A 23,647-nucleotide genomic window follows, 5' to 3' on the forward strand; every position below is an offset into this window, starting at 1 on the left:
TCAAGGTACCGAACCAACCGACATAAATCCGGTTGTTGGTAGAGGTCACCCACTGACAAAACTGTTCCCACAAGGAAGCGCTTTCGCGCTGCTGGAGAGTCGTTGTCATTTGGTTATAATTCCTTATGTATTTGTCAATGTTCGAAGGATTTGGCCTCAAGCTCAGAGATTTCTTTGCTTGGGAGCCAGTTATGTATATGAGTAATATAACAAGATTGTAACAATTTGTAAATAGCTTGCTGAAAAAAATCTGTCTAGCCGGTGGTTGTTAGGGGTTGCCGATCGCCATTAGAGGGATGATTGATTCCGTTAGGGCTTCAGTATGTTCTCGTGGGGGGATAGTAAAGTCAATGATCCTGCAACACAACTTCCCCTTGGCGCAGAATTTGGAAAATTTTCTTTGCTCCGTCCCATTGGGCAACAGTGGATGGCAGACCTTTACCAATTGGCCCCTGCTGCTCCAGGTTGAGGCAATCCAAACAATGTACAGCAGGAAAAGTTTCGGCAATATCGGCCAATTTTTCCAAGGGTGGGTGTCCTGACAAATTGGCGCTGGTGGTGGCCAGGGGCCCCGTTTGCAGCAAAATTTCCAGGGCGATCGCCTGGCGGGGAATGCGAACCCCAATGGTCTGGTCTTGACGGGGATTGATTTCCGGGGGCAACTTTTCGCTGGACGGCAATACCAGGGTTAGGGCACCGGGCCAGTATTTTTTCATCATTGCTTGCCACAGTTGCTTTTCCCGTTGACTACCTGCCAGGTAAGGGAGAATTTGTTCTACGGTTGCCGCCATCAAAATCAATGGTTTACTAGCTTCCCGTTGTTTAAGCTCGTAAATTAAAGCTGAGTTTTCTGGACGCACCGCTAAGGCCGGCACTGTATCGGTGGGAAAACTGACGACCTGATGGCCGATCGCCGCTGAGACTAAATCCGATTGACTGACTAGGGGCACGGTTAAGTCCGACTCATAAAATTGAAAATTATTATTACTAGCGGAATATGTTCACCGTCCCGGTAAGCCCACATACCAGAAATAAGTCACCATGGGAATTAGGGTTGCCAAAGCCAACAACACCACAACCCATACGGTGGCACTGGTATCGTCGGTTTCTTCCGCCGTAGAGAAAGTTCCTTCCAAACTAATTTCTTCCAGGGCTGGGGGGCCGGGATCCGGTTGTCCAGCTAAAATTGCGCCCAAACGTTTGTCAGCTTCAATCAACGCTTGGTTATACTTTGCCCCATCCTTGAGAGGAACAGCCAGGGTTTCCCGCAGTAAACTATCCACCATCTCATCGGTCAATAGGGCTTCTGCCGTTTCTCCCCGACGCAAAGCAGTGCTATTGGTGAGGGTATCTAGCACCAGTAGGGTTTGATTGCTCTGGCTGGCTTCATCGGGATACCAATGCTCAAACAGATCATTGACAAAGCCATCGATAGTGGCATCAAAATCCAAACGGCGGATGACTACAAACCGGGCTTCTTGCCCACTGGACTGGGCTAATTTTTTTAGATCGCTATTGAGTCTGTTTTCATTGGCCAGGCTGATGGCCTCTGCTTGATCCACCAGGAAGGTCTTAGAGCCAGGGGACAAAATTGGCAGGTCATAAACCCCAGTGGCCAGGGCGGGGGCGGGACTTAGCCCCAAAAGTACTAGGGTTAAAAACAAAAAACTGAGCAAACGTTTGCAAAAAATACTCAGATTGAAGGGATGGTGAGGGGCGACAGTCATGGGCAATTGCCGGTGAAACTCCACCCTTCAGCTTACCAAAAACAGGTCAAAGACAAGTATTGAGCGGAACAACGGCTATTTCTTAAGATTCGCTCTGACTCAGGTTTGGGGACCATGGCATCTATCTACTATCCAGTGGAAAGAAGCAAAATAAACCCTTTCTAATACCAAAATGATAGTGGGAATAACTGAGTGATTTTGGCTAAAAACTTAACTTAAGAGCATTAACGGGGACATCATCCCAGGAATTAACTATACGGAGTTGCGCTGTCCATCCCTCTGCTTTTTGGGCAGGAGTTAGATTGTCTTGCCAAGAACGATGGCAATCCTGGGCGGCGTCTTCGTCCAGACAAGCAATGCAAGCATAGACAATGCCTGCGGGATCTAGTTGTTCATTGACCCAAATTTTTTCCATGAAGTATTTTTCCTTGACTAACAAAGACCATCGACGATGGCCCTCAATCTAAGACTATCAAAAGTCTTGACTTCTGGACTTTTCGGCGGCAATAGCCCGAAGTAAAGTTTCAAGCTGGGCTGTGACCGACGTCATGGTGTAGGGGTCATCGGGATGGGGGGGGTTGCCGGGAATTTCAAAATGGGGGCGTTCACCATAGATTTGTCCCCAGCGAAAATCCGCCTGACGCACAATTTCTGTCAACAGGGCAGAATTATCTAGCACCTGCTCCACCATGGTGGTCAAGGCTATTAGGGGAAGCTCCAAATGTTTGCTAATTAAGGCGTCTGCTTCGTCAATGCGGGTTTGTAACACCAACAATAATGCCCCTTCAGAGTCCTGCAAATGATCGTTGGCAAACAATTTCAGCTCTGTCTTTCGCTGTATCAACCTGGGTACGGGGGACTCTCCTTTGAGAAAATCTCCCCCCGCCTGGCCAATCACATCTGCCAAGGTTCTTTCCCGACCGGCGATCGCCTCTAGAAAAATTTGTCGGTCCCGGTCTGATGTAGATGCCGACTCCGGGGAATGGGGTAAATCCGTCATCAAAAAAATAGGGAGATTTAAGCGGGGGCGAGGATAATCCGGCTAGCTAATGTTGGACAATCAACACCGAGCATTGCACGTGGTGAATGACGTAACTGCTAACACTGCCCAAAAATACTTCTGCTAAACCTTTTAGTCCGCGGCGACCAAGCACCACCAAATCAGCATTCCAATTCTTGGCCATGTCACGGATCCAGCGCCCTGGTTCCCCCACTTTGACATCCCACTCACATGTCACCCCATCCTCCTGTACCTGTTGGACAATGGATTGCAGCCACTGCCGGGCTTCCGTTTGTTGTTCTTCCAAATGCTCTTTAATTACCTGGGAAAAACCAATGGCCGCCTCCCCATAAAAGCTGGGGTAGATACTCAAATCCTGACTGTCCACTGGAATACAGTAGAACAGCATCAACTGGGAGGACTCTTTCTGGCCTAGGGCGATCGCCTGCTGTAGAACTTCCTTGGCCAATTCAGAACGGTCTAAGGCAACTAAAATCTTTCCGTAGCCCATGGTGGAAACTCCTGCCCCATATCTGTGGCCTAGCAAAACACAAGTGCGTCAAACTCACCTTGATACTTCTAATTCTAGCCTCTGTAGATAGCCGAATCTTTGGTTTGGCCCTGGGAAATTCATAGTCCCCTGTCCTCAGGCCGGAAAGCTAAAGTCTACAACTCCATAGCTATAAAAAAACTGGGTCCAGCTAGGGAACCCAGTCCGACGATAATAATCGGCGTGATGCAAAAAACGGGCTTGGAGGGACTCGAACCCCCGACCTCGTGGTCCGTAGCCACGCGCTCTAATCCACTAAGCTACAAGCCCCAGTCGTTTGCCTGATGACTTATAACACTATCACAGTGGTCGAAACTTCCGCAAGCTTTTTGCATGGGAAGCACTGGGGGAATTTTTGGTAGGATAGCAAAGATAATAAATAACCCTTTGGAGAAAACGCGTGATCGAACCCCTATTGCTCGGCATTGTACTTGGACTAATTCCTGTAACCCTAGCAGGACTGTTTGTGGCGGCCTACCTGCAGTATAAGCGGGGCAACCAGTTTAACTTGGATTAGGGAACCTCCGTCATCGGTCATTTTCCTAAAATAAATACTTTCTCACTTTGACCAAGATTTGGTGCAGGAAAACCCCAATTTCAGCAGTAGCGAGTTGGGGCTCAGTTTTGATTGGCCTTGGTTAAAAAAGAATCGGCTAATTTTTTGGGTCTCCACCATAGGTCGTTTCTAGCTGGCTGCGGCTGAGTGCTTCATCGACAAGATCCGCCAATAACGGGGGACTTTCACTCAGTTTTCCCAAAATTTGGGGGCCAGGGGGCTTTTAAAACAGGCTCTTAGGCTACCCCAGCAGACCTCTTTTTTTCCCTTTCTGCCGGGAACGATGCAAGTTCTGGGGCGGCAGGGGAACCACTGCGTCTTCCAGGGGCAAACGGCGGACTTCATTGGTGAAGATATGGGCTTGATACACTTCTTGGTTATTTAGTTCTAGGGCAGTGAGCCAGCCACTTTTGGGATGATAGGCCCCAGTGTCAATATCCAACCAACCGGGGCCCGACACTAACTTACCCGGCTCCACGTTGGCAAAGGTGAACGTTATGGTGTGGCCGGTGATAATTAACTTGTTGGCAAAGTAGGGATAGGGGTAGCGATGGAACTCATCCCGGATCCAACAGAATTGGGCTTCTCCCTGCTCTTCGATAGGGAGGCGGGGATCTACCCCAGCGTGGACTAACCAAACATCCCCCAGGTCAAGATAGAGGGGTAAGTTGCGCATCCAGTCCACATGGCTTTGGGGAATCTGGTGCTCATAACTTTCTAGGGTTGATTTGCCGCCGCTATAAATCCAAGCATGTAGTAGTTGGGGAGAAAAGTTAAAGCCCCCCACCGCATCCAACATCATTTGTTCATGGTTACCCAACAGGCAATGGTACTTGTTCTCCATGACAAAATCCACCACTTTGGCGCTTTCTGGACCTCGGTCGATCAGGTCACCGACGAAGTAAACCCCATCTCTTTCATTGGGGGCGATCGCCTCGAACAAAGCAGTAAGGGCGTCGAAATGGCCGTGGACATCACCAAAGACAATGCGTCGAGGATTGGGCATGGATCAAGCGAGCCGGGGCAGGGGGAAATTTGCAGGACAGTCTATAACAATGGCAGACATAAAACCGCCAACAGTTGGGAAAAGGATCGATGGATTAACTAACTTGGATCGATTCCCTAGTCCAATATAGTCCAAGGGCTAGGTAATGGATTTTTTCCTAGCTTTAGTGGGGTTGGTCAGCCCGAACTCTCGGCCGGCTTGAGAGTGGTTTTAGCACTTTTTAGAATTGTAGATAGTGGAGCAGTTGGGTAATCAATGCCACTGGCAATCCTAAACGCTTTTGTAAATCCCCTAGGTTGCGGTAGTCTCCCCCAATCTCCCTTTCTTGCAACAACGCAGTGGCGATCGCCGGAGATAGGTGGGGCACGGTAAGTAATTGGTTAAGGTCGGCTTGGTTAACCGGAATTTTGGGTGGTGCCAGTAGGCTATCCGGATCGGCATAGGTAAAGGAAAGTATGGGTTCCCAAGGCTTAATTTGTTGCACTGGGACATTGAGGGCAGCGGCCAAATCTTCCAGGGCTAGAAATTGCACCCCCATGGTGCTCAATTCTTTTAGTTGTCGGGCCTGGTGAATAGATAACCCAGGCAAACGCAGCCATTCATCCACTGTGGCTTGGTTAACTTCAATCCTGAGGCCCAATTCCCCGGCGATCGCCAATTCTTGCCAAGATTGAAAACGGTAGTAGGGATCATTTTGCAGACGACGTTGGAGAGCCCGGCGACGAAAATTGACCATGGCCAAGGGGAAGGAAAGGGAACAAATACAATTTTAGTGGGGAAAAATCTCCGCCCCCCAACCATCTGGGATTGTAGAAATAGGGGAAGATGGTATGGAGGCATTTCACCCCCTGCAATGGCACAAGCATAATGAATTGGCATATTAGCGACGCCCAAAACCTAGCCACCATCGACTATGAAATCGGGGACCATGGCCATAGCCCTGCTCAGTATGAGATTCTGCGGCGAGTTATCTACGCCACGGGGGATTTTGAGTACCTCAACCTACTGCATTTTTCCGCCCGGGTACTGACGGTGGGGGCCGCCGCTTTAGCATCCCGCACCACCATTCTTGTGGACGTGCCCATGGTACAGGTAGGCATTGTCCCCACTTTGCAAAAGACCTTTGCCAACCCTGTTTATTGTGCTACCCAAAGCATTACCAGGCCCCAAAAGGAAAGAACAGAGGAAGCCTGGGGCATATTGAACTTGGCCCACCGTTACCCAGATGGGATTTTCGTAATTGGTCACGCCCAAACCGCCTTAGATGCCCTGATGGAGTTAGTAGAAGCCCAACGCATCCAGCCGGCCCTGGTCATTGCCACCGCCACTAATTTTGGCGATCGCCAAGACATGGAATTAAATTTGCAAAAAGCTAACATACCCCACATCATAATAGTCCAGGGAAGAAAAGGGGGGACAGAGGTGGCCGTGGCCATCATTACTGCCCTAGTGGATTTAGCTTGGCAAGCCTACGAACAAAGGGCCCACCTAAATTAGTCATTTCCAACCTTTCCATACCAGATTTAATTATGGCTTTTTGGCTGATGAAGTCCGAACCCGTCACCTATGGCATTCACCATCTCAAAGCGGAAGGAGAGACCCTCTGGGATGGGGTGAGAAATTATCAAGCCCGCAACTTTTTACAAACCATGGCTGTGGGAGATCAAGCTTTTTTTTACCATTCCAACTGCAAGCCACCGGGCATTGTCGGGCTAATGACCATTACCGCCGAGCAAGTGGTGGACCCCACGCAGTTTGACCCTGCTAGCCCATACTTTGACCCCAAGGCTACTCTGGAAAAGCCCCGTTGGTTCACCGTTAAAGCCAGTTTTACCAGGGAATTTGCCCAGATGATTACTTTGTCCACCCTCAAAGCCCAGTTTAGTCCGGAGGAATTAGGAGTCCTTAAAAAAGGGAACCGCCTGTCGGTGTTACCCGTCTCCCCGGCGATCGCCAATCGAATTTTAGAGTTAGCTTAATCCATGAGCAATGATACAATTGGAGACTGTGTCTTTTTTTGTGGAGTAACGGGTCATGACTCAACGAACCCTCGGCGGAACCAACCGCAAACAAAAACGTACTTCCGGTTTCCGGGCCAGAATGCGTACCCATAACGGCCGGAAAGTTATCCAGGCCCGCCGGAGCAAAGGTCGTCATCGCTTGGCTGTATAGTTTCCTTCCGTGGGACTACCCAAAACACTGCGCTTAAAACACTGGCAAGATTTCCAGACCGTTTATCAGCAAGGAAAGCGACACCGTCACGACAATTTACTAATGCGGGTTCTAGGCGATCGCCAGGCTGACCATAGCCGCTTTGGTATCACCGTCAGCCAAAAAGTTAGTAAAAAAGCCACGGTTAGAAATCGTCTAAAACGTCAAATTCGCGCCGTCATTAACCATTTTCAGCCCCAAATCAAGCCGGGTTTTGATGTGGTGATTATTGTCTTGCCCCAGGGCATTGGGTGCAATTATGAACATTTTTTGCGAGAATTAGAGCAGTTATTTAGCCAAGCTGGGATTATTGACCATGGGCATTCGAGAAACCACTTATTATGAGGGCGGCCCCCACATCGGGGACTTGATCGTCAATATTTTATTGGGGTTCACCGTCATCTTTCTCCCTTTGACCGTTGGGGCGATCGTCCGGGCCATTTGGCTTCGTTACAAAATTACCGATCGCCGTATTTCTGTCACCGGCGGTTGGATGGGTAAGGACCGCACCGACATCGTCTACGGGGAAGTGGCCAAAATGATTAAAATGCCTAGGGGGATAGGCCTCTGGGGGGACATAGTTGTCACCCTCAATGACCGTTCTCGGCTAGAGCTGCGGGCCATGCCTAACTTTCGGGAAGTCTATGACTATATGGCCGAACGGGTCGCCGACAAAACCGGTCGCCCCCTAGAAGCCATCACCCAGCAGTAGAAACAACAGTAATTAATGATATTAATCAAGCACTGGAGCCATTGAGCCCCCCAGTCTTCCCGGCAACCTTGGCAATATTTATCTAGAGAGCTTGTTAGCAATGGATTTTGGTATCGGTTTTATTTCGACAAATATCATGCTGCCAATCCTGGATTTTTTCTTCGGGATTGTACACAGTTATGGTTTTGCTATTATTGCCCTCACACTAGTAATTCGTTTAGGGCTTTATCCCCTCAGTGCCGGCCAGATTCGCAATATGAGAAAAATGCGAATTACCCAGCCCCTGATGAAAGAGCGCCAAGAAGAAATCCAAAAACGCTACAAGGACGACCCTGCTAAACAGCAAGAGGAAATGGCCAAGGTCATGAAGGAATTTGGTAATCCCCTGGCCGGATGTCTGCCCCTGCTCCTGCAAATGCCCATCCTATTTGCCCTATTTGCCACCCTGCGGGGATCTCCCTTTTCCGATATCAATTACACCGTTGATCTGCAAATATTACCCCAGGAACAGGTAGAGCGCATTGTTCCCCAAACTTTCTCCACGAAACCCCAAAATATCTACGTAGACGAAGCCCTCCATTATCCCATTGCCGTTTTCCTGCCCGGTGGCAAAATGCTTGGAGTCGGGGAGAAAACTCAGTTAGAAATTCAGAGCACCGAAGGCAAAGCTTTTAACCAAGTAATCCCCGAAAAAAATAGCCAAATTTTAACCCCTACCTATAGTGTCACCAAAGGTGAAGACCGCATTAGCGTTAATCCCGACGGCACCATTGAAGCCCTAGTACCGGGGGATGCTACCGTCCAAGTAACTATCCCCGGCATTGCGGCCCGCACCGGCTTTCTCTTCATCAAAGCCCTGGGGCAAGTGGGAGTAACTGGCGAAAACGGTGAGATCAACTGGGACATCCTTGGCATGATCATCTTCTTCGGTTTTAGTATTTACCTTAACCAGGAGTTATCCGGTGCCTCCGGGGGAGGTGCACCCAATGGGCAAGCCCAACAGCAACAGACCATCAACAAAATTACCCCCATTTTGTTTAGCGGCATGTTCCTGTTCTTCCCTTTGCCGGCCGGGGTTTTGATGTACATTGTCATGGCCAACGTCTTCCAGACAATACAGACCCTCATTCTGATGCGAGAGCCGTTACCGGAAAACCTGCAAAAGTTGTTAGATGAACAACAAAAAGCCACCCAAGGCCGGGAGTCCCTACCCTTTGAAAAGAAAAGCAGTAAAAAGAAGGAAAAAACCTCGTAAATTTTTAAACCATAAGTCTTCACCTTTCTCAGTAGAGATGGAGACTTTATTGTGATTGCGGAAGTTAAATTGAGACCTGAATATTGACGATGGAAAAAATAGTTACCCAAGCCCAGAATTGGCTCGAAGAACTTCTCACTCTAATGGGTTTTCCCAGTACTGTCACCGTGGCAGAGGATAAAGAAAATACTTTGGTTATGGGCCCTTGGTTAGTCATTGAGGAAAAAAATCTATCCTCAAGCCAGATTGAGCGGTTGCTAGCGGAGAACGGTTTGGCTTTAGATGCCATTCAGTATTTACTCAATGCTTCTCTACGTCCTGCCGTGGCCGACGGTGGCATAAACTTTACGCCCATCACGGTGGAGTTGGCAGAATTTAGGTCTCGTCGCCAGTCGGAGTTGATTTCTTTATCGGAAATGGCAGCCCAACGGGTACGGGAAACCCTTGAGCCAGTGGAGATGGAGGATATGACTGCGGCCGATCGCCGTCAGGTCCATAGCTTTTTTGAAGATTCCCAGGATTTGGAAACAGAAAGCCAGGGCTATGAGCCCCACCGCCGCTTAGTGATTCGCCCTCGACGTTAGGGCTGAGGAACCGTAAAACATTCTGAACTTCCCACTACTTACCTGATGTTAATTGGTTGGGTTATTTCTTTTTGCCCCCGAATAACCCGCCCAAAAATCCCCCTTGGCTGGACTTGGCTCCCCCCTGACTACTGCCGGAACTGGTATGCTTGGCCAATTCTTTTTTCGCCGCCATCACTTTAGGGTCATTGGGGTCTAACTTCACTGCTGAGCCAATGTGAACCTTGGCCATGGTCATCATGTTGTTCTTTAGATAGGCCATGCCCAATAAACAATGAGCCTGGGCATTTTTTGGGTCGGTTTTCAGGGCAGATTTCAATTCGGCAATGGCCTTCTCATATTGCCGACGATCAAAGTTTTCCTGGGCTCGCCGTAAACTCTTTTCAAAGGGAGAAAGTTCTTCCGCCGGGGGATTATTGATGGGAGGGGTTGGGGTTGGGCCCTGGGGCGATCGTCCTGAAACCACGGGAGGAACCGTTTCTTTTGAAGACGCACTAGTTTGGAACACAGGGCGGGCAGAGGCATTTTCTCCTTTCACCATCAAAAAAATCAGATTGTATTCGCTCACTTGAGCAATCTTGCGAAAAACCGTTTTAAAGTCTTCGTATAGCCCTTTGCTCAGGGGGGTGACCACCTTGCGGTAAACCAATTCCAAATTTTGCTTTGCTCCCTGGAGTTGCTGGGACTCTGCACTGCTAAAGCTCGGTTGCCCTATGCTAGCTAAGTTACTCACTGTCTGCTGGATGATAAGCAAGTGTTCTTTGCGGTCGTTCTCTCGGCTTAAAACTTCATAGGCTGGGTTAACAAACTTGGAGAAAAGTTTTGCTGCTAAGGCTTGCTCTTCTTCGTTGGTAGCTTTTGATGTGTCGGGGTGTAGTTGGAAAGCAATCTTGAGATAACTTTTACGAATTTCTTCGGGAGTCGCATCCAGAGGACAGCCAAGAATGGCGTGGTGGTCAACTACGTCATAATTAAACAGTCCTTGCTTGATGGGAAACGAGCTCATAAAAATTGCGGGAGGGGGGCATTTCTATCCCTTTCTACTCCATTATTCCTCAGAAAGAGAAAAATACTCTCAAATTGTTAGAAACATTCACCAAAGCTTGACCCCTAATTTCTCTTGATCACCAAAGCAATCAAATTTTTTGTGCTCTAGCGGCGGCGTACTGCTGGAACCATTGGGGAGTTGCCGCCAGGGCTTGGCTCAGTTCCTGGTGAATTTTCCCATTGGTGGCCAGAATGCGCCCAGTACTTAGATCCAGAGGAGAACAATCATAGGCGGAAACTATTCCCCCTGCTTCCCGCACAATGACAATGCCAGCGGCCATATCCCAGGGATTGATCCCCCTTTCCCAATAGCCGTCCAAACGACCGCAGGCCACATCGATGAGATCGATCGCCGCTGAGCCACTGCGCCGTACCCCTTGGGTGAGATGGGTGAGATGGCAAAATTCTGGATAGTTGTTATCTAAAGTTTTCACTCGGTCGTAGGCAAAACCCGTCACCAGTAGACTTTTATCCAAGCTGGCGGTGGTGGATACTTGGATGGGCCGGCGATTTAATGTGGCTCCTAAACTGGTGGCAGCCCGAAATAATTCCTGGCGAAAGGGATTGTAAACTACGCCCACTGTGGGAATGTCTTGGATCAGTAATCCAATGGAAACACAGGACACAGGATAGCTATGGGCAAAGTTGGTGGTGCCATCGAGGGGATCAATGGCCCAACAAAAAGGGTTGTCAACCTGTCCTAACTGCCCTGATTCTTCGGCCAAAATGGCATGGTCTGGGCAACGGCGTTTAATGATTTCCAAAATAATCGCTTCCGCTTGGCGATCGGCTTCTGTGACTAAATCCCCGGCCCGGCCTTTTTCCTGTATCTGTTGCACCTTACCCCAGAGGGAAAAAATTTCCGCCCCCGCCGCCAGCGCCGCCTCCGTTGCAATTTCTAACCAAGTTTGTAGATCAGATGGGGAAAAAACGGGTTTTTGGGCAGAAGTCATCACAAAAAGTTGCTAAATTTCTCAAAACATTGAAAGGTCAACATCGAGCCAATGGGGTTCCCATCTAACCCTATTCGTCATCTAGGGGCAAACCTAATCGCACTCGACCACCGTCAAAGTAGCGGCCAAACTGCAATTCATAAACCTCGTCTTCCTCCTGGGTTTCCACTTCCAAATCCGATTGGGCATAACTGACACAGAGAAGGGCGTAACCTTGCCGTTGTAACTCCGGGGATAGTCCCATGGCTTCCGGTTGATGGATTTGCCCAGAAATAACCCGCACCGCACAGGCCGTACAGGCCCCATTACGACAGGAAAACGGTAACTCAAAACCTTGGTCTTCCGCCTGGTGGAGAATGTAACGGTCGTCGGAGACAATTACGCTGTAGTCTTTTTCATTTTGGCGATCGTGGATTAGAACTCGGTGGGAACGGGACATTATGGGCTGGTTTGAATCCAAATTAGGTTTGTGTCTTCCGCTATTGTATAATCATTTCTTGTGACCAAATTGGAGAGGTGGCCGAGCGGTTGAAGGCGCAGCACTGGAAATGCTGTTTGGGGGTAACTTCAACGAGGGTTCGAATCCCTCCCTCTCCGTTGAGAACAATAGTGACAACTAAGACCAGATGGGGAAATGCAGTTGAAATGCCGCTACCTTGTCTGGTTTTATCGTTCCAGGGCTTGGGCAGTGGGTAGGTCGGAATATGAGAGCAAGGCGACGGAAAGTGTGATAGGTTAGAAATGGCTCGGACTCATGCGATTACAACGCCCAAATCTTGTCAGGACCGGAAGGTAGCAGCAATAAGGGATGCTTGTGGTAGGCGTGAACTCCGGGCTTCCGGTTTTTCTGGGGGAAAATGCAAGCAGATTTATGACGAGCGAGCAGCAGTTCACATTACCGGCATCCCCCACAGGGCAGTTTATTTGCCAACAGGATTTAAACCTTTACGACAGTGGCGATCGCCAGGAATTAGCTACCCAAGCAAAACAGGGACGATATTTGCGCCTAATAGAGAAGATTGAACGGTCAGCAGTGTTGGTGGAACAGGCGGAAGACCGTTACCAAGGTTGGCTAGCGGAGGACGATTTACAAAATTTGACCTCAGCCGTTCATGCTTATCAACCAGTAACAGTAACCAGAGCCGAAATTGAACAGCGAATTTCCCAGGTAATTAACTATTTGCTGGAAGCGAAGCAAAGGGAAAATTACTATCTTTGGGGAGGTAATATCGGCCCCAACTATGATTGTTCCGGTTTAATGCAAGCCGCTTTTGCTAGTCAAGGTATTTGGCTACCCAGGGATTCCTATCAACAGGCCGCCTTTTGTCAGCAAGTTGTTGATGTGCAGCCCCAACGGCGATCGGGAGAATTAAACCAAGTAATGGTGGAGGCGATCGCCAAGGAGTTTTTACCAGGGGATTTAATCTTTTTTGGCAATCAACGGGTGGATCATGTGGGAATGTATCTGGGGGAAGGAAAATATATCCACAGTTCTGGCAAAACCTATGGCCGCAATGGCATTGGCATCGATTCCCTCACCGATTTAACGGATCCCATTAGCCATAAATATTTTCAAAAATGGTGGTTCTGTGGCCGGGTTATAAAAAGTTTTAATCCCGTTGAAGATCATCTAGTTACTACAGATATTGGCGTTGATGCCAGCTTGCTCAAATAATTCGTCAATAATTCATCCGGCAGACTGTTCTGGATTTTTGATTCTCTGTTCCAATTCATCAATGGTTTTCAGGAGTAACCTTTTAGCTTGTAATTTCCAGCCCCACTGTTGAATTTTGATTGCCACAGGTAAGGCGATCGCCGGAGCCAGAAAGTCCAACGGTTGTTGCAGGGAAATACCAAATAATAAGCCCAAGCCTGCAATACCCCAAAAAGGTAGGGCAGCCGTTTGACGATTATCTTCCACTAACCAAGGCAAAAATCCCTGGGGCATAATTTCTAGCACCTCAGCTTTTAACTCCTGCTGTTGTTTATAGTTGAGAGATAAAGCCATCTTGCGACGAATTTTTTCTATTTTGCGGGCCTCACTGCTGTATTCCGTCAGTTCATCCTCCGCCATCCGCACATAGGTTTCTAAATTGGCCATGGGCTTACCTGTTACTGTTACCTTTTTAATTAATTGCTCAAGACTGTTCGGCAGAGGCTTTTTTTCTAGGAGCCAAAGGGGGTAAAGCGCACTGGAGCAGTGGGTACTTGTCCCGATTGACAGACTTGGAAACGACCCATGAGGGCGGTGTATTCTAAGCGGCCACCATTAATTTGGTACTCATCCCTGGGACTGGGCAGATGGCCAGCCGGGGCGTTAAGGGTGAAGTCCAAATTTTTCTTGAAAATGACCCACTGGTTATCTTTACGCCAGCCAATGCGATCACCAAATTGGTCGTAGGACTCCGGTGACATTAATCTACCGGGGCGATTCCCCGTGGCCAAAAACGCTTCCAATTGGGGAGTGAAGCCAAAACGATTGTTGGAATGTTGTAACCATAACTGATCAATGGTTTTCAGATCCTGGCAGGGAATTTGCTCAATAGTGTCGGTGGTCAACCAACCCTGGAGTGTCCGATTGGTAGCGGCCAACAGCAGGCGGCGGGTAATTTCATTGGCCTGACTAAACTGCTGGGCTGCTAAGGCCGTTTCCAAGGGCTGGAAATTTAGTTCCACCTTGGGGATCGGGGTGGAAGTGTTATTCTGGGGAGCCGGGGCTGTGAACTGGGCCCTAACTAATGGGGCCGTTGTCACCAAGCTTCCTAATAGAACTGTCGCGGCAAGTTTCAGCAAATGGGTTGCGGTGGTCATAGTCAAAGGCAGTCAAATTAGGGCAAAAGCTAAACACCGTTGGCGCATTTCAGAATACCACGGACTTTTAGCTAAATACATGGGAACGTTCCTCCCTAGTGTAGCGAGGAAAAGACTTGCATTAACTGGCGATCGCCGCCAATATGGATCCCTGGGGAGCACCGCCTGCCCCATATTTATCTAAGGCAATAACCATGGTGGCCAGTTGGACTCGAAACCACATTTTAGACCTAACCGATTGGCGGGGTGAAGAATTAGATATTGTGCTCCAGACCGCCACCACATTCCAGCAAGTATTGAGTGGACAAACCAAAAAAGTACCTGCCCTCCAGGGACAAGTAGTCACCAATCTTTTTTTTGAGCCATCTACCCGCACCCGCAGTAGCTTTGAGTTAGCCGCCAAGCGCCTTTCCGCCGATGTGATGAATTTTGCCCCTGGTACTTCTTCCCTCACCAAGGGAGAGACTATTTTGGACACCGCCAAAACTTACCTTGCCATGGGGTCTGACATTTTTGTTATCCGCCACCAACAGGCCGGGGTGCCCCATTTCATTGCTTCCCAAATGGACCGGCTCCAAACCGGAGTCAAAGTACTCAATGCGGGGGATGGGCAACATGAGCATCCTTCCCAAGGATTACTGGATTTATTTACTATCTGCTCCCAATTTGCGCCGGACAATCCTGCCATTGAATGCCTCCAGGGAAAGAAGGTCGCCGTGGTAGGAGACATTTTACATTCCCGGGTGGCCCGTTCTAATCTGTGGAGTCTAACTACCGCCGGGGCTGACGTTCATTTGGCGGGGCCTCCCACCCTGTTACCAAAGGAATTTCAACAATTAACCCTAGCGCCGGGATCGGGTAAACTCCATTGTCATTGGCAGTTGCAGCCAGCCTTGGAAGGTGCGGATATGGTTATGACCTTGCGCTTACAAAAGGAGCGGATGACGGCCCACCTTTTGCCCAGTTTGCGGGAATACCACCATTATTTCGGCATTACCCACGATCGCCTAAAGGTGTGTCAACCGGGGGTAAAGGTGTTGCATCCGGGGCCAGTGAATCGGGGGGTAGAAATTAGCTCTGAACTGATGGATGACCCAGACATTAGCCTGATCCAAGACCAAGTAACCAGTGGAGTAGCTATCCGCATGGCTCTACTTTATTTGCTGGGCACTGTTCAGGAATAGGAGTAAACGGAGAGAGAGGGATTCGAACCCTCGATGGAGCTATAAACCCCATAACTCCTTAGCAGGGAGCCGCTTTCAACCGCTCAGCCATCTCTCCAGACTGACAGTTCCATATCATAGCAAACAATGACGTCTTCCGCCTTTTTCAACCGGCAATTTCTACTCCCTTTGATGCAGAGGATAATTCGGAGACTCGACGTTGGTGTTAAAAAATCCAACGTTGAATATCAAAGTAGTTCCCGGTTACTGATTTTTGCCACTTTCTAAGAGTTGCCGGAATGAACTCCAACTGGTTTCGTTGGGACGCTGGTCAGATAAGGGTGGCGGTTCAACATACTCGGGAAAGTTAGTGGCAATCTCCTTCTGCATTACTGCTGACAAATCGCCAAAGCTGGCCAATTTACGCCCAGCGGTGTGGAAGTATAACAACCCGACTCGATCGCCCATTTCCATCCAAGGTAACCAGTTGGAAAGCCTAGCCCAACCAACGGAGGCCGGGGCTGAGGTCCCCTGGGGATCCGTCAAAGCGTCGACATCACCAAAGAAGTTGAACATCTCCGTGGCGTGATAGGTTCCCCCCACATAGCGCTGAAATTTCCCTCCCAAGGGATTGGGGTAAAACAGGGGCACGGTTACGTTCATCCACCATCGGTTTCCTAACACCGTAAGTTCCCTGGCGATCGGACTGCCGTCATTGTCCTTTAAGCGATAGCTAAAATTCACCGGATCGTTGGCTACATGAAAGACTTCGACTGTTTTGCCAGTCCAGGGATTTTCCCACTGACGTAACACTTCTCCGGTAACGGGATCTTTGTAGAGTAAAATCTCCCGGCTCACCATGCGAAAATCTTCGTCATCATGGCCATCTGCCAGGGGGCCACATTGGCGGATATTCATGCCCTCCACCAGAAAAAGCAAACGGTCTGGCTCTCCTGGAATCCGACTATAGGTTTTACCTTCCCACCAGTAGATTATCGGTTGACCATCTTCCGTCGAGCAGAAAACCTTCCGGAGGGCTTGCAGTTGACCTTCTGGTTCACCCAGTTCCAAAGCTTGGACAGCAGGGGATCCCATACCAGCCACCAGAAGCACTATGGATAAGGGGGAGAGGAGAGCAGAAAAAAATCGTGGCATGGTTAATGCCATAGTTTGTGCCTCAATAACAATTAATAATTAACGCTTGGTTCTTAACTTTGTTTCAGCTCAAGGGTATCCTCCGTAGCAGCACCGTGGACCGTTTTCACCCACTTGAGTCGTTTGGGGCGAAAAGCCATGCGGGCGGTGACGGCGGGCATAATGATCAGCCAATGGAACATATAAATGGTGCCACCGATGGTGCGAGCTAGTAGGGCCGGCATTTGTTGCCAAGGAGATTCGCCTTCGCTGGGAGTTAAGCGCTTTATTCCGTGGTACATGCCCCAACAGGAAAAACCGATCGCCAGATAACTGAGGGGAGTGAGCAGGGGAAAACGTCTTTGCCACAGGGCCATGAGTAAATCCGGTACAGCGGCGGTGGGTAAAAGATATTGCATTAATAGAAAGGAAAACAAATCCAACTTTTTCTTCCAGCCCATGGGTTGGGTGCAAATCCAGCGCCAATAGTCGAGGTATCGTTGGTAGCCGCCTTCCGCCCAGCGATTACGTTGGTGCCAAAGGGAGATCGCCGTGGTGACTCCCTCTTCTTCCACCGGGGGATTGACTAAAATACCCACTTTCCACTGGTGGAGATGTAAGCGAATGGTTAAGTCTAAATCATCGGTGATGGTCTGCTCATTCCAGCCGCCCACCGCATCTAGGGCTTGGCGGGCCACAAATTGACCATTACCCCGCAGTTCTCCAATGCCGCCGGTAACGATTCTCTGCTGTTGAAAATAGGCATCTAGGGCCATTTCCGCCCCCTGGCCCCTGGTCCAAAAATTGACAGCTTCGTTGGCGATCGCTTTGCGTACTTGTAGAGCCCCAAAAGTCGGTGAAGCAAAATAGGGCACCACCCGCCGCAGTAAATCTTTGGGCACATCGGCATCGGCATCAAATACGCCAACGATGTCCCCTTGGGTTTGGGCTAATACTTCATTCAAAGCCCCTGATTTACCGCCACTGGCCCCCGCGCCTCTCCTTACTACTTTTAACTGGGGATACTGCTGACGTAGTTGGTCCAAGATGGCCGGAGTCCGGTCAGTGCTGTTATCGTCCACAATCCAAACTTCATGGCGATCGCCGGGATAGTCCAAAGAGCATAACTGCTGCACAATTTTGCCAATTACCGCCTCTTCATTTTTGGCGGCCACCATTAAACAAACCTGGGGATAGGGCACCGTGGATGCATCTCCAGTAAGCAGGGGGGGGGCTTCTTCTGGGGTTGCTTTCATCAACCTGAGAGCCTGCAAAGAGAGGGCACCGGTGAGGGCCCACACCAGCCAACTGCCCCAAACCCAGTAATGGAGAGTGATGACGACTGTCCAAATGGCCATAAGCATTACCGCTGCTTTTTTGCGCCGCCCCTCCGATCCCCGGAAGAAATCGTTGCGAAAATCCTCCTCCTCCGCTTCGGGATCATCCCATTCGGCCAGGAAAGCCTCTAAGGGGGACAGCTCGGCATCGTTATCTTTCCACGGAAATTGGGGCATAGGTACCTAGGATGTGGTCAGGAAAACTAGACATTGCCCTCCATTCTAGCGATTGCTTGCGATATTTTCGGGGAGTGGCATCTATCCAGGGAAAATCGTTGCCGTTCACTTAGGGGTCGAGGGCTGGAACTTAGGTGCCAAAATAGTTTATTTGCTAGGTTTTCTCCCATGGATTTTCGTCGCTGGATTGCCCGCCGTGACCAAGATTGGCAGACTCTGGACCAAATTTTGACCCGTATGGAAACCAGGGGGATCAAGTTCCTGGCCACGGAGGACATTCAACAGTTGGCTAGTTTATACCGGGCTACTTCCGCCGACCTGGCCCGAGCCCAAACCCATAATCTCAATCCCCGCCTGAGGCAAAACTTACAAGCTTTAATCACTAGGGCCTACAGCCAGATTTACCAAGGCGATCGCCGACAGGAATGGGGCAAAGTAAAAGAATTTTACCTGTGGCAGTTGCCGTTGGTGTTGCGACAAACGGGGAGTTACACCGTGGCGGCCTTTGGCATTTTTTGCCTCGCCAGTGCCATTGCCTGGTGGTATAGCTGGCGGGATCCGGCTTTTCTAGAATTGGTGGTGCCGGGGGATTTAATCAGCACTGTTCGGGACGAAGGCCAGCTCTGGATGGGGTCAATTTTAACGATGAAGCCAGTGGCGGCCAGTGGCATTATGATCAACAATCTCTCCGTGGCCTTTGGCATGGTGGCCGGAGGAGTGGTGGTGGGATTATGGACTATTTACGCCCTATTTTTCAATGGTTTACTGCTGGGGGCGGTGGGAACATTGGTAGCCCAACATAATTTAGCCATCCCCTTTTGGGGCTTTGTTTTTCCCCACGGTTCCCTGGAATTACCAGCAATTTTTCTGGCGGGGGCAGCGGGATTACTCATTGCCAAGGGCATTGTTTGGCCAGGGCCCTACCGTCGCAGTTACGCCATCAAACAACAGGCGATCGCCGCCGCTCAATTGGTATTTGGCATTGTGCCCCTGCTGATCATTGCGGGCATTATTGAAGGGTTTATTTCCCCGGCCCCTTGGATTCCCGATGGTTTGAAATATCTTTTGGGAACGGCATTCTTTTTGCTTTTACTCAGCTATGCATCCCGGCAAAGACCATAACACCGACTAGGACTTTTTGCTGAAGCAACGGAAGTAAAGGGAGACAAAAAATTCCTTGACAGGAAAAGCAACAAATGTGATCGGGTTGATGGTGACGATGATATTGCGGCTATCCCGTTTTACCCCCTTCACCACTTGCCGAGCCACCCAGGCTGCACTCATAATCCCCACCGGATTAAGTTTGCTTTTGAACGGCCCCAAAATCAGCTTACGGATCACACAGGGAGAATCCAGTCGCTTCAGGGTAACTACATCCCCCAACGTCCGTTTGCTCAGTTCATACAAAGGGCTAAAGGCCGGGTTCACCTCCGCTTCAGAGGTATTGACCCAAATTTCCTTAGTGGCGATGTGGCGGTTAGTTTTCACCGTGGCTAGGAATAATTCCATCAGCCGTAGGGCGGAAAAAGTGTTGACTTCATAGGCTTCCTGAATTGCCTGGCCATCGCGCCGTTGGTGGACGTTCACCCCATGGTTGATAACCAAAATGTCAATTTCTGCCAGTAAATCCTTAAGTTGATCTTCCTGGCCAATGCACCATTGTTCGGTTCTGATGGGAATAGTTTTCTCTGCTCCGATAACAGTTACTTCCTGACCACAGGACGTAATGGCGATCGCCTTAGCACCCTGTTGATGGAGTTCCTGCAAAAGGGCCTGGCCAAAACCGCCGGAAGCCCCCGTCACTGCAATTTTTTTACCTTTTAGGGACAAAGCGGTACCCAACATTTTATCCACCAAAGTTAAAGTTCCACAGAAGTAAGCATTGGGATCGTCAAAATGATGCCGCCAATGATAAGTCCGGTTCACCATCCACGGGGCCGGTGGTGTTAAAAATGGCCCGGGGCGATGGGTTAAATCCGTAATTTCGTCTGCATTGGGCAACCCCACTCCCCTGGCGATCGCCGACACTAAAAATCCCAAAGTGTAAATTTGCCCAGCGCTGGCAGCTACGATTAAAGGCCAATGGTCAAAACTCTGCCACATCCAGGTCAATAACGGAGGCCAAATGCCCAGAGTCAACATCACCAACGCTTCCGGCACATCATTGTACCAGTGGGCCTTTTGATAAATTTCCGTACTCACCACCGACAAATCAGACCGAAACACTCGATGGTGCCAACCATGGAGACGATAGAGGGGCGACCACACATGGGCTAAGGCATGGTAGCAGTCCCGCACCAGTTCCACCCACAGCACCGAAGCCAGGGCCAAACCCAACCCCATTAACCAAGCCATTGCCATACGTTAAAAATTTTTACTGGTATGTTAAGTTTTGTTCTATCGATGGTAACGGTTTACGGTCCGGGCAGATCCATTTGCTCAGATATTTTTCAAAAAAACAACATGTGCAGTACTTTTGTTGGGTTTGACATGAACTACATCTATTTTATATGTGAAGCTCATACTTTAAAGTACCGCTACTTTCGTCTATTTCTACGGTGGCCAATTTTCCTGGCTCTGCTTTCTTGAGAAGATTGTCAGTAGTTTGGATATTAATTTTTAATCCTTGCATGATTTGGTAGTGTCATCTATGTAGTGAATGCCCAAAAAAGACCAAAGTCGGGGCGAAATAGCACTTCTGAACTTTAGACCAAATGAAGACAGAGCTTAAAAACACTTTTGATCGAGACATTGACCTGATTACCCGTGAGGGCATCCACACTAGTCTTAACTAATTACGCCGTCACCAAATCCTTTCTTCAGCCCAGGTGATTTATGCAACGGGGCCTTCAATTTTTACTTGATATGCTTTATCCGCAGCGCTGATCCTGACCTATACTAGTCAATGCTCAATGGCGGAAAGATCAAATATGGTTATTTTGCTGCCGAGCTTGTAATTGTTGACGAATGTCGGTATGAACTGCCCTGGTGATGGGATAGAAAATAGCTAGTATCAATCCGCCCAGTAAAAAGAAAGCTGGCAGGGGAGCAACGGCAAAACGAATGGCCCAGAGAGCACTGTCCGGTTGGACAGGAATTGGTTCTCCGGGGATGCGGGCAATGAAGCCGGACGCTTCCAGAGTTAGCCCCACTAAAAATAAGCCCAGGGCTAAACCGACTTTTTGCAGTAGCACCATAAAGGCGTAGAAAACTCCTTCTCTGCGTTTGCCGGTGTTTAATTCGTCTAGATCCACCACATCGGGAATCATAGACCAGGGAATTAAATAGGCTACGGACACTCCCACTCCAGCAAAAATAGCTAGGGTGTAAAGTAAAGCAACCTGTCCTGGTTGCACTAACCAAAGCCCAGCTTCTGCCCCCATCCACACCATGGAGCCGAGAAAATAGATCACTTTTTTATCTAAAAACTGAGCCAAAGCTTGCCAAACAAATAGCATCACGAGGGCGGTGCCCTGGACGGCTAGGGCAATGGTGCCGGATTGTTGCTCATTTAAGCCCATCCAACTAACCACGAAATAAACCAGAATTGATGCGGTCAATTGGACGGCCAACCAGGAACAGAGGTAAATACCAATGACAAATAGAAAAGCCCGGTTACTGAAGGCAATTTTGAGTTGTTTCAGCAGAGGCAAATTTTCCGTAGCTCCGGGACTGGGGGAATTTTCAAGCTTTTGTAGATGTTCTTCTACGGCGCTGTCCCGCAGTGTAAAACCAAATCCACCCCAAATTAACCCCAGCAGAATGAGGAAAAAGCTGATGTAATCAAAACCGCTGCCCCCCAACAAGTTAAAACTTCTGGCGATCGCCAATAAGATCAAGGTAATGCCGGCGGCCATTAACAGAGGCGCTAAACGTCGGCGTAGACTGGGGGAAAGGATTGGTTCTTTACCCTTTTCTTGTAGCCTCAATGCACTCCACAGTAGAGCCGAGATGGAGAGCACGGAAATCATTACTCCCAATTCACCAAACTGCTGCTGGGGGCGATCGGGCAAACCGGCGGCGATGAGGATGTAGAGAATGAGGGAAAGAATACTGCCGCCAATGGAAAAAGCAAAACGAAAACTATTTAGCCTAGTGCGCTCGTTATAGTTCTGGGTCAGCTCCGGCGTTAGGGCCGTGTAGGGCAAATTAACCGTGGTGTAACACAGATTAAAGGCCATGGCGATCGCCACATAGTAAATAAACAATCCCCATTGATTAGTCAGGCGATCGTCGCTGAAATGGGGAATTAACCACTGGGCAGCGTAAAAAAGAGCGAAGGGAATCATTCCTCCCAACATCCAAGGCAAACGCCGACCCCACCGACTGCGGGTGCGATCACTTAACAAGCCAATGATTGGGTCATTGATAGCATCAAAAATTTTGCCAATCATCAACACACTACCCGCCAGGGCCGCCGGTATTCCCGCCACATCGGTGAGGAAAAACAGCAGATAAAACACCAAAATGTTGGCAGTTATAGCCGGGCCAAAGTCCCCTGCTCCATAGGCCAATTTAGTGGTGAAGTGAAGTTTTTCGGCGGAAAGGGATTGGCTCATTAAGCTTGATGATGGCGGTAAGTTCCTAGCCCACAGCGTAGGCTACCCGTAGGGCCCAGATAATCAGGGCACCAATGCCCCCCAGGATTAACATTGCCGAAACAGCGACGAGGAAGGGCTTATCTGCCCCGTCGAATTTCATGATGCCACGGTTCAGGTCTGACATAAAACCGACTCTCCAAAAGACTACATTGCAAAGGTTAGGCGGACTTCCATGGTCTTAGTTTACTGTCTTGTCTGGAGCTTAACCTGTTCCCACGGACACTTTTTAGTCAGGTTTTGATGGCATCACTCACACCATGGCCCAAAGTAGGGAATCAAATATTTGTTGCCATCTTTGACCCAAAGTCTCAGCAACCTGGGGGAATTGTAGAAAGACAAAATATGCCGTCAAGGAAATTACCCCCACTAAAATGTAAATCCATTTGCCTAGACTGACCTCCACCACTAGACAATAAAGCCAGTAGAAAACCAATGCAGCAAAAACCACCCCTGCGCTCCCCATTAATTGCAGGAGGATGGCATGGATGTCTGTTTTGTCTAAAGCTAAGTTATGTACTAAATTTGCGGCGTAACCAGCGTACCAAACTTGGATTATAATTCCTGGAATCCAGCCGATCCATTGAAATTTAAGTGAATTAATCACATCGACAATGGCACTTGTCCAATTGCCAAACCATTGCCATTCTTCATTCTTTCCTGTGATTTGATTCCACACTCCATTGGTGATTACAACTAATGGCAATGCCAATACCCAGGGAGCAATCAGCAGAAGCAGTAAACCCCAGTACATAACGATACTACCGAGGGCATGGCCCATTAGTTTCAGCAATAGCAGGCCCATAGTGGTGGATCACAAAAACGT

At 49.1% G+C, this 23,647-nt stretch carries 29 protein-coding genes, 3 tRNA genes, 1 other RNA gene and 1 pseudogene; 13 read left to right on the forward strand and 21 right to left on the reverse strand.

Going from position 1 to position 23,647, the window contains the following annotated elements; translation table 11 throughout:
- From BWK47_RS17060 to BWK47_RS08465, 7 genes and pseudogenes are all read right to left on the reverse strand, one after another.
- Window positions 1-109: pseudogene (locus tag BWK47_RS17060) on the reverse strand (photosystem II q(b) protein); the annotation flags it as partial.
- A gap of 238 nt (window positions 110-347) precedes the next feature.
- Window positions 348-950 (reverse strand): L-threonylcarbamoyladenylate synthase, encoded by a 603-nt coding sequence (locus tag BWK47_RS08440; protein WP_162328305.1) that lies wholly within the window; start codon window positions 948-950, stop codon window positions 348-350.
- Window positions 951-1,001: 51 nt separating this feature from the next.
- Window positions 1,002-1,727, reverse strand: a complete 726-nt coding sequence (psb32, locus tag BWK47_RS08445) for a photosystem II repair protein Psb32 (RefSeq protein WP_237269984.1) — start codon at window positions 1,725-1,727, stop codon at window positions 1,002-1,004.
- A gap of 202 nt (window positions 1,728-1,929) precedes the next feature.
- Window positions 1,930-2,142: a glycogen debranching protein gene (locus BWK47_RS08450; RefSeq protein ID WP_162328307.1), complete on the reverse strand. Its 213-nt coding sequence runs from the start codon at window positions 2,140-2,142 to the stop codon at window positions 1,930-1,932.
- Between the two features lie 57 nt (window positions 2,143-2,199).
- Window positions 2,200-2,727, reverse strand: coding sequence for a hypothetical protein (locus tag BWK47_RS08455; protein WP_237269985.1), 528 nt, complete (start codon window positions 2,725-2,727; stop codon window positions 2,200-2,202).
- 46 nt (window positions 2,728-2,773) lie between these two features.
- Window positions 2,774-3,238: a universal stress protein gene (locus tag BWK47_RS08460; protein ID WP_162328308.1), complete on the reverse strand. Its 465-nt coding sequence runs from the start codon at window positions 3,236-3,238 to the stop codon at window positions 2,774-2,776.
- 235 nt (window positions 3,239-3,473) lie between these two features.
- Window positions 3,474-3,547: transfer RNA gene (locus BWK47_RS08465), tRNA-Arg, on the reverse strand.
- Between the two features lie 130 nt (window positions 3,548-3,677).
- Here BWK47_RS08465 and petG point away from each other — a divergent pair.
- On the forward strand, window positions 3,678-3,794 hold the full coding sequence (petG, locus tag BWK47_RS08470; protein ID WP_010872858.1) for a cytochrome b6-f complex subunit V: 117 nt from the start codon (window positions 3,678-3,680) through the stop codon (window positions 3,792-3,794).
- Between the two features lie 280 nt (window positions 3,795-4,074).
- On the opposite strand, the gene BWK47_RS08475 is transcribed toward petG, so the two are convergent.
- Together BWK47_RS08475 and BWK47_RS08480 are read right to left on the reverse strand one after the other, a co-directional pair.
- Window positions 4,075-4,839 carry a metallophosphoesterase family protein gene (locus tag BWK47_RS08475; protein WP_010872859.1) on the reverse strand — a complete coding sequence of 255 codons (765 nt, stop codon included), beginning with the start codon at window positions 4,837-4,839 and terminating at the stop codon, window positions 4,075-4,077.
- A gap of 220 nt (window positions 4,840-5,059) precedes the next feature.
- Window positions 5,060-5,575: a ComEA family DNA-binding protein gene (locus BWK47_RS08480; RefSeq protein WP_162328309.1), complete on the reverse strand. Its 516-nt coding sequence runs from the start codon at window positions 5,573-5,575 to the stop codon at window positions 5,060-5,062.
- A 131-nt stretch (window positions 5,576-5,706) separates the two neighbouring features.
- Between BWK47_RS08480 and BWK47_RS08485 the strand changes: the two genes are divergently transcribed.
- From BWK47_RS08485 to BWK47_RS08515, 7 genes are all read left to right on the forward strand, one after another.
- Entirely contained in the window at window positions 5,707-6,336 is a 630-nt protein-coding gene (locus BWK47_RS08485) for a precorrin-8X methylmutase (protein ID WP_162328310.1), read from the forward strand.
- Window positions 6,337-6,368: 32 nt separating this feature from the next.
- Entirely contained in the window at window positions 6,369-6,818 is a 450-nt protein-coding gene (locus tag BWK47_RS08490; RefSeq protein WP_010872862.1) for an EVE domain-containing protein, read from the forward strand.
- Window positions 6,819-6,873: 55 nt separating this feature from the next.
- Window positions 6,874-7,011: a 50S ribosomal protein L34 gene (rpmH, locus tag BWK47_RS08495; RefSeq protein ID WP_010872863.1), complete on the forward strand. Its 138-nt coding sequence runs from the start codon at window positions 6,874-6,876 to the stop codon at window positions 7,009-7,011.
- Between the two features lie 9 nt (window positions 7,012-7,020).
- Entirely contained in the window at window positions 7,021-7,395 is a 375-nt protein-coding gene (gene rnpA / locus BWK47_RS08500) for a ribonuclease P protein component (protein WP_162328311.1), read from the forward strand.
- A complete protein-coding gene (locus BWK47_RS08505; protein ID WP_010872865.1) occupies window positions 7,367-7,762 on the forward strand; it encodes a PH domain-containing protein in 396 nt (131 codons plus the stop codon). The genes rnpA and BWK47_RS08505 overlap by 29 nt, the downstream gene beginning before the upstream one ends.
- A 100-nt stretch (window positions 7,763-7,862) precedes the next feature.
- Entirely contained in the window at window positions 7,863-9,017 is a 1,155-nt protein-coding gene (yidC, locus tag BWK47_RS08510; protein WP_162328312.1) for a membrane protein insertase YidC, read from the forward strand.
- Between the two features lie 89 nt (window positions 9,018-9,106).
- Complete coding sequence (locus BWK47_RS08515; RefSeq protein WP_010872867.1) at window positions 9,107-9,601, forward strand: Jag family protein; 495 nt, start codon at window positions 9,107-9,109, stop codon at window positions 9,599-9,601.
- 61 nt (window positions 9,602-9,662) lie between these two features.
- Here the strand turns inward: BWK47_RS08515 and BWK47_RS08520 are convergent, their stop codons facing one another.
- The 3 genes from BWK47_RS08520 to BWK47_RS08530 all read right to left on the reverse strand — a co-directional run bounded on the left by BWK47_RS08520 (window position 9,663) and on the right by BWK47_RS08530 (window position 12,040).
- On the reverse strand, window positions 9,663-10,607 hold the full coding sequence (locus BWK47_RS08520) for a J domain-containing protein (protein ID WP_162328313.1): 945 nt from the start codon (window positions 10,605-10,607) through the stop codon (window positions 9,663-9,665).
- Window positions 10,608-10,737: 130 nt separating this feature from the next.
- Window positions 10,738-11,601 (reverse strand): inositol monophosphatase family protein, encoded by an 864-nt coding sequence (locus tag BWK47_RS08525; protein ID WP_162328314.1) that lies wholly within the window; start codon window positions 11,599-11,601, stop codon window positions 10,738-10,740.
- A gap of 70 nt (window positions 11,602-11,671) precedes the next feature.
- Window positions 11,672-12,040: a 2Fe-2S iron-sulfur cluster-binding protein gene (locus BWK47_RS08530; protein WP_162328315.1), complete on the reverse strand. Its 369-nt coding sequence runs from the start codon at window positions 12,038-12,040 to the stop codon at window positions 11,672-11,674.
- A 71-nt stretch (window positions 12,041-12,111) separates the two neighbouring features.
- Between BWK47_RS08530 and BWK47_RS08535 the strand changes: the two genes are divergently transcribed.
- The 3 genes from BWK47_RS08535 (at window position 12,112) to BWK47_RS08545 (ending at window position 13,276) form a co-directional block, all read left to right on the forward strand.
- Window positions 12,112-12,198, forward strand: a tRNA-Ser gene (locus tag BWK47_RS08535).
- Between the two features lie 146 nt (window positions 12,199-12,344).
- Window positions 12,345-12,441: signal recognition particle sRNA small type (gene ffs / locus BWK47_RS08540), an RNA gene on the forward strand.
- A gap of 31 nt (window positions 12,442-12,472) precedes the next feature.
- Window positions 12,473-13,276 (forward strand): C40 family peptidase, encoded by an 804-nt coding sequence (locus BWK47_RS08545; RefSeq protein WP_162328316.1) that lies wholly within the window; start codon window positions 12,473-12,475, stop codon window positions 13,274-13,276.
- 12 nt (window positions 13,277-13,288) lie between these two features.
- Here BWK47_RS08545 and BWK47_RS08550 read toward each other — a convergent pair whose 3' ends face one another.
- Window positions 13,289-13,702, reverse strand: coding sequence for a hypothetical protein (locus BWK47_RS08550; RefSeq protein ID WP_162328317.1), 414 nt, complete (start codon window positions 13,700-13,702; stop codon window positions 13,289-13,291).
- A 65-nt stretch (window positions 13,703-13,767) separates the two neighbouring features.
- Window positions 13,768-14,412 (reverse strand): GUN4 domain-containing protein, encoded by a 645-nt coding sequence (locus BWK47_RS08555; protein ID WP_162328318.1) that lies wholly within the window; start codon window positions 14,410-14,412, stop codon window positions 13,768-13,770.
- Between the two features lie 194 nt (window positions 14,413-14,606).
- Between BWK47_RS08555 and pyrB the strand changes: the two genes are divergently transcribed.
- On the forward strand, window positions 14,607-15,596 hold the full coding sequence (gene pyrB / locus BWK47_RS08560) for an aspartate carbamoyltransferase (RefSeq protein WP_162328319.1): 990 nt from the start codon (window positions 14,607-14,609) through the stop codon (window positions 15,594-15,596).
- 7 nt (window positions 15,597-15,603) lie between these two features.
- Here the strand turns inward: pyrB and BWK47_RS08565 are convergent.
- The 3 genes from BWK47_RS08565 to BWK47_RS08575 all read right to left on the reverse strand — a co-directional run bounded on the left by BWK47_RS08565 (window position 15,604) and on the right by BWK47_RS08575 (window position 18,223).
- Window positions 15,604-15,693 (reverse strand) — tRNA-Ser (locus BWK47_RS08565).
- Between the two features lie 146 nt (window positions 15,694-15,839).
- Window positions 15,840-16,742: a DUF1838 domain-containing protein gene (locus BWK47_RS08570; protein ID WP_162328320.1), complete on the reverse strand. Its 903-nt coding sequence runs from the start codon at window positions 16,740-16,742 to the stop codon at window positions 15,840-15,842.
- Window positions 16,743-16,783: 41 nt separating this feature from the next.
- A complete protein-coding gene (locus BWK47_RS08575; RefSeq protein ID WP_162328321.1) occupies window positions 16,784-18,223 on the reverse strand; it encodes a glycosyltransferase in 1,440 nt (479 codons plus the stop codon).
- 168 nt (window positions 18,224-18,391) lie between these two features.
- Between BWK47_RS08575 and BWK47_RS08580 the strand changes: the two genes are divergently transcribed.
- Window positions 18,392-19,345 (forward strand): stage II sporulation protein M, encoded by a 954-nt coding sequence (locus tag BWK47_RS08580; RefSeq protein ID WP_162328322.1) that lies wholly within the window; start codon window positions 18,392-18,394, stop codon window positions 19,343-19,345.
- A gap of 6 nt (window positions 19,346-19,351) precedes the next feature.
- Here BWK47_RS08580 and BWK47_RS08585 read toward each other — a convergent pair whose 3' ends face one another.
- The 4 genes from BWK47_RS08585 to BWK47_RS08595 all read right to left on the reverse strand — a co-directional run bounded on the left by BWK47_RS08585 (window position 19,352) and on the right by BWK47_RS08595 (window position 23,626).
- A complete protein-coding gene (locus BWK47_RS08585) occupies window positions 19,352-20,578 on the reverse strand; it encodes a bifunctional sterol desaturase/short chain dehydrogenase (RefSeq protein ID WP_237269987.1) in 1,227 nt (408 codons plus the stop codon).
- Between the two features lie 569 nt (window positions 20,579-21,147).
- Entirely contained in the window at window positions 21,148-22,782 is a 1,635-nt protein-coding gene (locus tag BWK47_RS08590) for an MFS transporter (RefSeq protein WP_162328324.1), read from the reverse strand.
- Between the two features lie 25 nt (window positions 22,783-22,807).
- Window positions 22,808-22,948, reverse strand: coding sequence for a hypothetical protein (locus BWK47_RS16875; protein WP_020862346.1), 141 nt, complete (start codon window positions 22,946-22,948; stop codon window positions 22,808-22,810).
- Between the two features lie 126 nt (window positions 22,949-23,074).
- The gene (locus BWK47_RS08595; RefSeq protein WP_162328325.1) at window positions 23,075-23,626 is read right to left on the reverse strand and encodes a hypothetical protein; all 552 of its coding nucleotides are present in this window, start codon (window positions 23,624-23,626) and stop codon (window positions 23,075-23,077) included.
- Between the last annotated feature and the right edge of the window lie 21 nt (window positions 23,627-23,647).

This window comes from Synechocystis sp. CACIAM 05 (assembly GCF_010222815.1).
Taxonomy (GTDB): Bacteria; Cyanobacteriota; Cyanobacteriia; order Cyanobacteriales; family Microcystaceae; genus Synechocystis.

Excerpts from the sequence above, each read along its gene's own strand:
- BWK47_RS08575 (WP_162328321.1), bottom strand. The coding sequence starts at position 18,223 with ATGCCCCAATTTCCGTGGAAAGATAACGATGCCGAGCTGTCCCCCTTA.
- BWK47_RS08520 (WP_162328313.1), bottom strand. The coding sequence starts at position 10,607 with ATGAGCTCGTTTCCCATCAAGCAAGGACTGTTTAATTATGACGTAGTT.
- BWK47_RS08505 (WP_010872865.1), top strand. The coding sequence starts at position 7,367 with ATGGGCATTCGAGAAACCACTTATTATGAGGGCGGCCCCCACATCGGG.
- BWK47_RS08590 (WP_162328324.1), bottom strand. The coding sequence starts at position 22,782 with ATGAGCCAATCCCTTTCCGCCGAAAAACTTCACTTCACCACTAAATTG.
- BWK47_RS08580 (WP_162328322.1), top strand. The coding sequence starts at position 18,392 with ATGGATTTTCGTCGCTGGATTGCCCGCCGTGACCAAGATTGGCAGACT.
- BWK47_RS08570 (WP_162328320.1), bottom strand. The coding sequence starts at position 16,742 with ATGGCATTAACCATGCCACGATTTTTTTCTGCTCTCCTCTCCCCCTTA.
- BWK47_RS08555 (WP_162328318.1), bottom strand. The coding sequence starts at position 14,412 with ATGACCACCGCAACCCATTTGCTGAAACTTGCCGCGACAGTTCTATTA.
- BWK47_RS08475 (WP_010872859.1), bottom strand. The coding sequence starts at position 4,839 with ATGCCCAATCCTCGACGCATTGTCTTTGGTGATGTCCACGGCCATTTC.
- BWK47_RS08490 (WP_010872862.1), top strand. The coding sequence starts at position 6,369 with ATGGCTTTTTGGCTGATGAAGTCCGAACCCGTCACCTATGGCATTCAC.
- rpmH (WP_010872863.1), top strand. The coding sequence starts at position 6,874 with ATGACTCAACGAACCCTCGGCGGAACCAACCGCAAACAAAAACGTACT.
- BWK47_RS08450 (WP_162328307.1), bottom strand. The coding sequence starts at position 2,142 with ATGGAAAAAATTTGGGTCAATGAACAACTAGATCCCGCAGGCATTGTC.
- BWK47_RS16875 (WP_020862346.1), bottom strand. The coding sequence starts at position 22,948 with ATGTCAGACCTGAACCGTGGCATCATGAAATTCGACGGGGCAGATAAG.
- BWK47_RS08515 (WP_010872867.1), top strand. The coding sequence starts at position 9,107 with ATGGAAAAAATAGTTACCCAAGCCCAGAATTGGCTCGAAGAACTTCTC.
- BWK47_RS08595 (WP_162328325.1), bottom strand. The coding sequence starts at position 23,626 with ATGGGCCTGCTATTGCTGAAACTAATGGGCCATGCCCTCGGTAGTATC.
- yidC (WP_162328312.1), top strand. The coding sequence starts at position 7,863 with ATGGATTTTGGTATCGGTTTTATTTCGACAAATATCATGCTGCCAATC.
- BWK47_RS08480 (WP_162328309.1), bottom strand. The coding sequence starts at position 5,575 with ATGGTCAATTTTCGTCGCCGGGCTCTCCAACGTCGTCTGCAAAATGAT.
- psb32 (WP_237269984.1), bottom strand. The coding sequence starts at position 1,727 with ATGACTGTCGCCCCTCACCATCCCTTCAATCTGAGTATTTTTTGCAAA.
- BWK47_RS08545 (WP_162328316.1), top strand. The coding sequence starts at position 12,473 with ATGACGAGCGAGCAGCAGTTCACATTACCGGCATCCCCCACAGGGCAG.
- BWK47_RS08485 (WP_162328310.1), top strand. The coding sequence starts at position 5,707 with ATGAATTGGCATATTAGCGACGCCCAAAACCTAGCCACCATCGACTAT.
- BWK47_RS08460 (WP_162328308.1), bottom strand. The coding sequence starts at position 3,238 with ATGGGCTACGGAAAGATTTTAGTTGCCTTAGACCGTTCTGAATTGGCC.
- pyrB (WP_162328319.1), top strand. The coding sequence starts at position 14,607 with ATGGTGGCCAGTTGGACTCGAAACCACATTTTAGACCTAACCGATTGG.
- BWK47_RS08550 (WP_162328317.1), bottom strand. The coding sequence starts at position 13,702 with ATGGCCAATTTAGAAACCTATGTGCGGATGGCGGAGGATGAACTGACG.
- BWK47_RS08585 (WP_237269987.1), bottom strand. The coding sequence starts at position 20,578 with ATGGCTTGGTTAATGGGGTTGGGTTTGGCCCTGGCTTCGGTGCTGTGG.
- BWK47_RS08525 (WP_162328314.1), bottom strand. The coding sequence starts at position 11,601 with ATGACTTCTGCCCAAAAACCCGTTTTTTCCCCATCTGATCTACAAACT.
- BWK47_RS08455 (WP_237269985.1), bottom strand. The coding sequence starts at position 2,727 with ATGACGGATTTACCCCATTCCCCGGAGTCGGCATCTACATCAGACCGG.
- BWK47_RS08530 (WP_162328315.1), bottom strand. The coding sequence starts at position 12,040 with ATGTCCCGTTCCCACCGAGTTCTAATCCACGATCGCCAAAATGAAAAA.